12 protein-coding genes are annotated in these 8889 nt (G+C 41.6%); 5 read left to right on the top strand and 7 right to left on the bottom strand.

What is annotated here, in order from left to right; translation table 11 throughout:
* Positions 1-12 precede the first annotated feature (12 nt).
* From BST86_RS00140 to BST86_RS00110, 7 genes are all read right to left on the bottom strand, one after another.
* Entirely contained in the window at positions 13-630 is a 618-nt protein-coding gene (locus BST86_RS00140) for an L-threonylcarbamoyladenylate synthase (RefSeq protein WP_105981499.1), read from the bottom strand.
* A gap of 1 nt (position 631) precedes the next feature.
* Positions 632-892 carry a hypothetical protein gene (locus tag BST86_RS00135; protein WP_105981498.1) on the bottom strand — a complete coding sequence of 87 codons (261 nt, stop codon included), beginning with the start codon at positions 890-892 and terminating at the stop codon, positions 632-634.
* 38 nt (positions 893-930) lie between these two features.
* Complete coding sequence (locus BST86_RS00130; RefSeq protein ID WP_394340883.1) at positions 931-1116, bottom strand: hypervirulence associated TUDOR domain-containing protein; 186 nt, start codon at positions 1114-1116, stop codon at positions 931-933.
* A gap of 107 nt (positions 1117-1223) precedes the next feature.
* On the bottom strand, positions 1224-2597 hold the full coding sequence (locus tag BST86_RS00125; RefSeq protein ID WP_105981497.1) for an aldehyde dehydrogenase: 1374 nt from the start codon (positions 2595-2597) through the stop codon (positions 1224-1226).
* A complete protein-coding gene (locus BST86_RS00120; protein ID WP_105981496.1) occupies positions 2594-3289 on the bottom strand; it encodes an RluA family pseudouridine synthase in 696 nt (231 codons plus the stop codon). Before BST86_RS00120 ends, BST86_RS00125 begins: the two co-directional genes overlap by 4 nt.
* Positions 3286-4410 (bottom strand): GTP cyclohydrolase, encoded by a 1125-nt coding sequence (locus tag BST86_RS00115; protein ID WP_105981495.1) that lies wholly within the window; start codon positions 4408-4410, stop codon positions 3286-3288. Before BST86_RS00115 ends, BST86_RS00120 begins: the two co-directional genes overlap by 4 nt.
* A gap of 18 nt (positions 4411-4428) precedes the next feature.
* A complete protein-coding gene (locus tag BST86_RS00110) occupies positions 4429-5322 on the bottom strand; it encodes a transporter (protein ID WP_242446419.1) in 894 nt (297 codons plus the stop codon).
* A gap of 83 nt (positions 5323-5405) precedes the next feature.
* On the opposite strand from BST86_RS00110, the gene BST86_RS00105 reads away from it, so the two are divergent.
* From BST86_RS00105 to BST86_RS00090, 5 genes are all read left to right on the top strand, one after another.
* The gene (locus BST86_RS00105) at positions 5406-5684 is read left to right on the top strand and encodes a DUF4834 family protein (protein WP_105981494.1); all 279 of its coding nucleotides are present in this window, start codon (positions 5406-5408) and stop codon (positions 5682-5684) included.
* A gap of 30 nt (positions 5685-5714) precedes the next feature.
* Positions 5715-7856: a hypothetical protein gene (locus tag BST86_RS00100; RefSeq protein WP_242446418.1), complete on the top strand. Its 2142-nt coding sequence runs from the start codon at positions 5715-5717 to the stop codon at positions 7854-7856.
* A gap of 88 nt (positions 7857-7944) precedes the next feature.
* Positions 7945-8187 (top strand): YfhO family protein, encoded by a 243-nt coding sequence (locus BST86_RS14980; protein WP_242446417.1) that lies wholly within the window; start codon positions 7945-7947, stop codon positions 8185-8187.
* Positions 8188-8556, top strand: coding sequence for a hypothetical protein (locus tag BST86_RS00095; RefSeq protein WP_105981493.1), 369 nt, complete (start codon positions 8188-8190; stop codon positions 8554-8556).
* Positions 8499-8810 carry a hypothetical protein gene (locus BST86_RS00090; RefSeq protein WP_105981492.1) on the top strand — a complete coding sequence of 104 codons (312 nt, stop codon included), beginning with the start codon at positions 8499-8501 and terminating at the stop codon, positions 8808-8810. Before BST86_RS00095 ends, BST86_RS00090 begins: the two co-directional genes overlap by 58 nt.
* Positions 8811-8889 lie beyond the last annotated feature (79 nt).

The raw sequence follows: 8889 nt of genomic DNA, 5'->3' as shown, positions 1-8889 counted from the left end.
AGCGAGGGATTTCTACAACTCCGTACTTCCTTTTCCTTCTCTTATCAAAGTAGGTTCTGATGTGGTTAAATCAATAACAGTAGAACCCACATTACCACCAGCGCCACCATCGATGACAAAATCGACTAATTTGTCCCATTTCTCATGGATCAAACTAGGGTCTGTGGTGTATTCAAGGACTTCATCCTCATCTTTGATGGAAGTCGATATAATTGGATTGCCCAATGCTCTTACAAGCCCTATAGCAATGTTGTTATCTGGTACGCGTATACCTACTGTTTTCTTCTTTTTAAAGATTCCGGGCAAATTGTTATTTCCTGGCAAAACAAAAGTATAGGGACCAGGAAGGTTACGTTTTAATATTTTAAATGTGCCAGAATCGATTTGACTGGTGTATTCACTCAAGTTGCTCAAATCCTCACAAATAAAGGAAAAGTTGGCCTTCTCAGATTTCACGCCTTTAAGCTGTGCGATTTTTTCAATCGCAGCCTTATTGGTAATATCACAGCCTAGACCATATACTGTGTCTGTTGGATAAATGACCAGTGCACCTTCACGCATTGCCTTAGCAATACGTTTCAATTGTTTTTGGTCGGTTTTCTCTTCGTAAAGTTTGATTAGCTCTGCCATGTTATGATCGGTTTAGAATGAAGTCAAGAGGTATATAAAGCACACTCGCAATGAGTATAAAAACCGCAATTTTTATCATTATTGAAGTTTGATCTTTTGGTTCTGCAGGGACTTTGTGATATTCATGCTTACCATCTTTACGCAACTTTATGGCCACCGTATCCTTATGGTCATTAAAGAGATTGATGCCGTAAATGATGATGGCTACTATAATAGCAATCACAACAAATTCTGACATGCCACTCATGATAAGTTGAATCATAATTGAGATTTATTAATCGGCGCGTTCTACTTCACTTTCTAGTTTAAGAACGGCGCTACCGTCTTCTTGTTTGATATAAAGGCCTTATTTCCTTCCTCACCGTCTCTAGTCACTTCATTTCCCTCAATGGTTCTAGTCACTTTTTTGGTAAATGTAGATTCCACCGTACCTTCTGCAGTACCGTTACCCCATTCCCATTTTACTTTAGTTCCTTCCTTAATCATAGTTTTTTCTTTTAAAGATAATAGAAGTTCGCTTTCGCGAAAGCGAAATAACATCAACTTAACCTTTTAATTTCATCCTGAAAAGATGCTTTAAGTAGTGTGTTTGACTAAATCCACTTAAGGAATTTCTTGACCAGCGAGATGCTCTTATTATATGGTGGATACTTCAACGAAATATCCAACCAAGTGCCGCGATGCACCACGCTTTTATAATGGCTGAAGGTTTCAAAAGTTTTCTTTCCATGATAACTGCCTATGCCGCTGGTGCCAACACCACCAAAGGGTAATCTTTCGTTCAAAAACTGAACCATACTGTCGTTCACGGCGCCACCACCAAATGAAAAACGTTCTATAAACCAATCTGTAAAATCACTATCGCCCGCATAAACGTAAGCGCCTAACGGCTTGTCATAACTCGTGATCCATCGCTCTAGGTCACTCTTGTCCTTGTAACTTATGATGGGCAAAATAGGGCCGAAGATTTCATCTTTCATCACTTTGCTTTTGCGTGCTGGCTCGTCCAGTAGTGTAGGTGCGATGTACAATTCAGACTTATCATTATCGCCGCCATAGAGTATGGTCCCATCATCGATCATTTCTTTAAGTGCATCAAAATGAGCGTCTCTTATGATACGCGGGTAATCTGTGCTCTCTTGCGGATTCTCACCAAAGAACTCCACAATCGCTGCCTTGAGTTGTTCCACAAACTTCGCTTTAACGGTATGGTGAACGAGCAGATAGTCAGGAGCGATGCAGGTTTGACCGGTATTGAGAAACTTTGCCCAGGCAATTCTTTTGGCACACACTTCAAGATTGGCACTATCATGAACAACGGCAGGATTTTTACCGCCTAGTTCCAGTGTTACTGGAGTTAAATGCTTTGCAGCAGCCTGATAAATCTTTTTGCCTACGCCAGGACTTCCTGTAAAAAAGATATAATCCCAAGATAGCGAGGTGAGTTCTTGTGCGATCTCGCCATCGCCTAAAACCACATTCACATGTCCAGATTCAAAGCTTTCTTCACATATTCGTTTAAGCAAATCACTGGTTGCGCTGGAAAATTCGCTAGGTTTCAAAACCACTGTGTTTCCTGCCGCAATTGCACCTATTAAAGGTGCAAGTGCCAGCTGGAAAGGATAATTCCATGGTGAGATGATCAATGTATTGCCATAGGGTTCTGGATAGCGTCTCGCCTTAGATGGGAAGTTGAGTAGGGCTGCGCTCACTTTTTTGGGTCGAGACCACGTTCTGGTCTTTTTGATATAAGTATCCAATTCGCCCATCACTACCTGAAACTCTGTTACAAAAGCTTCAAATTCGCTCTTGCCCAAATCCTGTTTTAAGGCTTTATAAACCTCGTTTTCATTCTTCTCAAGAACAGATTTGAGCTTTTTTAAAGCCTGGATACGATACGAGACATCAAAGGTTTTACGGGTTCTAAATAAATCAGATTGTTGTTGATGTACTTGGGCTGGCGTCATAAATTCTTTTCTATAGCTTTCCAGATGGGATCGTGTGAAGGAACCGGTGCTGTGATGTGGACCGGTTCCTTTCTTACTGGATGTATGAAAGATAAGAATCTTGCGTGTAAATGGATGCTTCCATCTTTGTTACTGCGTCTGGCACCATACTTTAAATCTCCTTTAATGACATGGCCTATTTTACTAAGCTGCGACCTGATTTGATGATGCCTACCCGTTTCTAGGGTCACTTCTAATAAACTATAGTTGTCCAGCCTGTGCAGTAATTTGTAATGAAGAGTAGCTTTTTTTGAATTAGGGACCTCGTGATCATGAGCATAGCTCTTATTTTGCTTGGGATTGCGCAGCAAATAATGCGTCAAAGACTGACGTTCTTGACTTACATGACCTTCAACTACGGCCCAATAGATTTTTTTGGTGTCGTGGTCGGCAAAGAGCTTATTCATTCTGGTAAGAGCCTTTGACGTTCTTGCAAAAATAACGGCTCCAGACGTAGGCCTATCCAGTCGATGAGTAACGCCTAAATAGACGGCTCCAGGTTTGTCGTATTTGACCGCAATGTAATCTTTGATAATATCGGGCAGGATCACGTCACCGGTTTTATCGCCTTGGACCAGATCGCCAGAGTTTTTGTTGACGGCAATCAAATGATTGTCCTCAAATAGTATACGTTGTGGGTCTAATTTATTCAAACTAGATTTTTACGATAGATACGGCGGCGCTTATGCAGCACAGGATCATAATCCTTCCATAAGGCTTGTACAGCTACATTGTCTTCCAATTCTGGATTAGTCTCACACAATCCAATGCCATAATCCATAAAGTTTTGGGTCACGTTGCGAAACATCATCGCTGTAACGCCTTTACCTTGAAGCTTAGGGTGAATACCTATCAAATAGAAAGCAGCGCGATTGTTCTTCTTTTTAGCTTTTAATAGGTGAAGGATACCAAAAGGAAAAAGCTTTCCATTTGCTTTTTGCAAAGCTTCAGAAAATGAAGGCATGGTGATGGCAAATGCGACCAGCTTTCCTTCTTCATCCACCACACATTCCAGAAAATCAGGATTGATGATGGGTAGATACTTCTCTTTATACAAATCTATTTGATATTGCTGTATAGGAACGAAAGTGACCAATTTCGAATAGGTCTGATTCAGCAACTCAAACATTGCATCTACATAAGGCTCCACTTCCTTGATGTTCTTGAACTTTAAGGTCGTGAGTTTATATCGTTTTGCTACAAGGTCTGCAAACTTGTGGAAACGCTCTGGAATAGGGTTGGGTGGTACAAACTTATATTCTACCCATTCAGCACTTTTTGAGTAGCCCAATTGCTCCATATGTTCCTTATAATAAGGATGATTGTACCAGGTGATCATGGTCGCCAGTTCATCATATCCTTTAACCAGCATGCCGGCCTTGTCCATAAGAGTGAACCCTACAGGACCTTCAGCATACTCAAGGTCGTGTTCTTTTCCTATTTGGTGCACTTCATTCAAAAGAGCCTTGGTCACTTCGATATCGTCTATCATGTCCAACCAACCAAAACGCATCTTAGGCTTGTGTTGCTCATTGACTTCCAGGTGATTGATAATCGCAGCGATGCGTCCTACTATTTCGCTTTCGCGAAAAGCGAGAAACAACCAGCAGTCTGCATTTTTAAACACTTTGTTTTTATCGGGATCAAAAGTTTCCATCTCGTCCTTGATAATGGGCGGAACGAAGTATGGATTGTTCTTGTAAAGCTCCATGGGGAACTTCACAAACTTTTTAATATCCTTTTTACTGGAGATACGTTTAACGGTAATACTCATGAATGATGGTTAGGGAAATTACTGTTGTATTACGGGATCCTTATGACGGTCGATTCTATAGCTCATGCCCACGTTGATTTGAAAAAGGCTAGGAGTATCCTTGAAATTAACGGCTGCACTGGCGTCTAGCTGCCAGTGGTCATTGATCAAATAAGCGCCACCGGCGCGAGCAATATCGTCACTATAAAAATCTGAAATGATGGTTTGAAACTCTCCAAAAGCGGCCCACTTATTATTGATGCTGTGTGTCAACGTAAAAATACCACCGTAAGCTGGGAAATCAGTCCCAATGCGGTCTGCAATAAAGTTCCCTACAAATACCCAACGGCCAAAGTTGTTTTGGGTAATCAACTCTGCTCTAGGTGAAAAGGTCGCATTATCTGGTGGTAATAAACTGTTGGGATCTGCCAGGTCAATATTAGCACCTGCAAAAACCGATATTGCAGGAACCAAGTCGCGCCATTTAAGTCTGCGGTTATCATGATAACTGTAGAGATTCACTTTGCGCTCACCCCATTTTTTTAGCGGATCCAAAATGAGATATTTTGCACCCAACGTGCTGCGGGAGAAATTAGAAAATTTGTTTTCCTGTGTACCAAAACCTTGATTGATCGTCTCGTTTACATTTTCAAAGGCTCCAAAATAGGAGATTTCCAGCTCTTCCCATAAGAGACCATAGCGCAATTGAAAAGCAAGACCGGTTATATCGCGTTCATAATTAAGTAAGCTATGTTCTTCACTGCGATAAAAAGCAGAACCTTCTACTTGAATGACATTCACACCTACTGCAAAGGCACCTTGTGATTGTCCAGGATTGTTGGTATTGATGGTTTCTGTATATTGGCCCAACACCGCAAACGGAATCATGAACATTCCAAGTAGAAAAGGAACGATTGTTTTGTTAGTTAGCATAGTGTATAATGTGAACCAAATTTAAGATTTATTAAAGAGTCTCAAATAGGTAGCACCGTAATTTTATGGCAAAGCTTTAAAACTTGAAATTACTACAGGCTATTCTAATTATCGTGGGCGTTTATCTTGCCGTACGATTGATCGTGAGAATGTATGGCAAATCCATTTTAAAATGGGCAGGTAAGAAAGCCATGGATCGAGTTCAACGCCAGTTTGAGCAACGTCAGAACGATTCTTCCTATCAAAACACTGCCAAGGAAGGCGAGACCATCATCAATAACAGTAATTCTACCTCAAGAACGCATACCCAACCATCCAAGAAAACGGTAGGTGAGTACGTCGACTATGAAGAAATTGACTAATTTTCGGTTTCTAACGATCATAGTTTATTCATGCAGTTTCAGTTCAAGAAAATAATACCGCATCTAGCGGTGTTTGTCATCTTCATCATTACCTCTCTAGCTTACTTTTATCCTGTACTTTCTGGTAAGAAGTTATACCAAAATGATATTGTTCAATACAAGGGTAACGCTAGACAACTTATTGAAAACAGGGAAGTTAATGGCGAGGAGATTTACTGGACAGATTCCGTTTTTGGAGGTATGCCTACCTATCAATTGGGCGCAAGGTATGACTATGACTTTATAGATAGTCTGGATCGTGCGATACGATTCCTGCCGCGTCCTGCAGATTATCTGTTCCTCTACTTTATTTGCTTCTACATTTTAATGATGGTGCTGCGCGTGGATTGGCGATTGGGTCTTTTAGGTGCGCTGGCCTTTGGATTTTCTACGTATCTAGTCATCATTTTGGGAGTTGGTCATAATGCCAAGGCTCATGCTATTGCCTACTTTCCGCTGGTTTTAAGTGGGATTATTCTGGTTTTTCAGCGCAGGTACATTTGGGGTGGTATTTTGACCGCTATTGCCATGGCGCTGGAGCTGCAGGCCAACCATCCACAAATGACCTATTACTTGTTGATGGCTGTGGCTGTGCTAGGCATCGCCTATTTAATCGATGCCATAAGGCGCAACATCTTACCTCATTACTTCAAGTCCATAGGTATCATGATCGCTGCGGTGCTCCTCGCGTTGGGAACTAATGCTAGTAATCTGCTCGCTACTAAAGAGTACAGTCAAGAGAGCACACGCGGCCCATCAGAGTTGACTATTAACGCTCAAGGCGAAAGCGTAACAACCACCAATGGCCTCGATTACGACTACATCACGCAATACAGTTATGGCATCGCAGAAAGTCTGAATCTAATCATCCCAAGGTTTGCTGGCGGCGGCAGCGGCGAGCGACCTGATGAGGAATCCAATACGGTTGATTTTCTAGTCACTACTTACGGCATTCCTAAAGCAGATGCCTTGGCATTTGCCCAGCAAAACGTTCCCTTATATTGGGGCGCACAACCTATTGTCGAGGCTCCAGCATATATAGGAATCACGGTTTTCTTTTTGGCACTGCTCGCTTGCTTTTTAATAAAAGGAAGGTTGAAATGGTGGACAATAGGAGCAGCCGTTCTCGCTTTGTTGCTTTCCTACGGCAAAAACCTGGATTTTTTGACCAGCTTTTTTGTTGAGTATGTGCCTTTGTATTCAAAATTTAGAGCGATCACCTCGATTCAGGTCATTATTGAATTGTGTATTCCTATTCTCGCCGTTGTTGGGCTGTATCAACTGTTCAATAAAAAACATTCTATAGAAGATAAATGGAAGGCGTTGAAGTATGTAGGATTAGGATTGAGTGGCGTGATTCTATTGATTGCGTTATTAGGAAATCAGTTCTTTGATTTTGCAGGTCCTTACGACGCGTCTTATAGAAATAGTGAGCAACTAGGACAAGGTTTTGTGGATGCGTTGCGTCAGGACCGTTTTGAAATGATGCGGGCAGATGCCTTTAGGTCTTTACTTTATGTGGGATTTATCGTGGCAGGCTTATTTCTGTATCTCAAGTCAAAACTTTCAGAAAACCTCTTGATCCTTGGATTGGGTATCTTGATTTTAATTGACCTTGTTGGTTTTGATCAGAATTACATCAACTACGAAGAAACCGCTACAGAGCGCAGCAACTTTGTAAGAGCCAGTGACTACGATCCGCCGTTTGATGCCACGCAGGCAGATCTTGAAATCGCAAAGGACGACGACCTTTTTAGAGTGTATGACCTTTTGCAGGATCCATTCAATTCGGGTCGCAGTCCCTATTTCCATAGATCTTTAGGTGGTTATCATGGTGCAAAACCTAAACGAATTTCAGATCTCGCCGATTTCTACCTAAGAGATGAAAATGGCTATCTAATACCAGAAGTTACTAGCCAGAATCGTGAGATACTCAACATGTTCAACGTGAAGTACATCATCACGGCAAACGAGAATCAAATTCAGATTCAAGAAAATGAAGAACGCCTAGGGCCAGCCTGGTTTGTAAAAGAATATGCAACGGTCAAGGATGCTAATGAGGAGATTCAATCATTGATTTATCTAAAGAGAGACAGTGTTGCTATCATCCAGGAAGATCAAAAAAACTGCTGAATCTGGAGATTAGATTTGATTTAATGGATTATTGAATGATCTATTGAAAACTAACCTATAAATCCAAGAGTTCACAGCCTGAACTAGCGTGTTTTCTGAAGCTTATTATCCGCATGGATGGAAAGCCACAATTGACGGTAAGGAAGTTCCTATTGCCAAAGTCAACTATGCACTTAGAGGTTTGAGCGTTCCTGCTGGTGATCATGAAATTGTTTTTGAATTTGATCCAGAAGTGGTCAAAACAGGAAATACCATCATGCTAGCGAGCAACGTGTTGTTAGGATTGCTCATTTTGGGATCGATCTTTCTGTGGATTCGTAAATCACGATAATTGAAACATCAATTGTTTATCGTTGCCTTTTACTGGCCGCCAGCTGGTGGTCCAGGCGTACAGCGATGGTTGAAGTTTGTGAAATACCTGCCTAAAGATCAATTTGACATCACGGTAATCATTCCAGAAAACCCTGATTATGCCAGTACGGATAATTCCTTGATGGACGAAATCCCTAAAGAGGTGAGGATTATTAAAGTGCCACTCAACGAGCCCAGCCGATGGATCAAAAAACTGTTTAAAGGCAAAACCAATAAATTGCAACGTGGTTTCATTGATAAAAAGCCAAGCCTTTTGGAGCGCGCGCTGCTATGGATTCGCGGGACTACTTCATTCCAGATGCTCGTGTTTCCTGGGTTAAAAATGTAGTAGACAAGCTGGAGAATGATATCGCTTTCCTGCCTGACCGGCAGGCAGGCGCGAAAGCGAACTCCATCATCACCACAGGGCCACCACATTCTGTGCATTTGATAGGACAAAGATTGAAGCAAAACGCCAAGTTCCAAAACCTACAATGGATCGCAGATTTTAGAGATCCATGGACCACCATAGGTTATCATAAATCGTTGCGATTGACACAAAAGTCTGCGAAAAGCATCAGGAACTGGAACGACAAGTATTGAATCAGGCTGATCAACTGATCGTCACCAGTCCATCCACAAAACCGAGTTTGACTCCAAACCTCACAACCAGTACTGTGAT

Source organism: Nonlabens agnitus (assembly GCF_002994045.1).
In the GTDB taxonomy this organism is placed as follows: Bacteria; Bacteroidota; Bacteroidia; order Flavobacteriales; family Flavobacteriaceae; genus Nonlabens; species Nonlabens agnitus.
The sequence above is the reverse complement of the archived record's forward strand: the minus strand, read 5'-3'. Positions and strand labels throughout refer to the sequence as shown.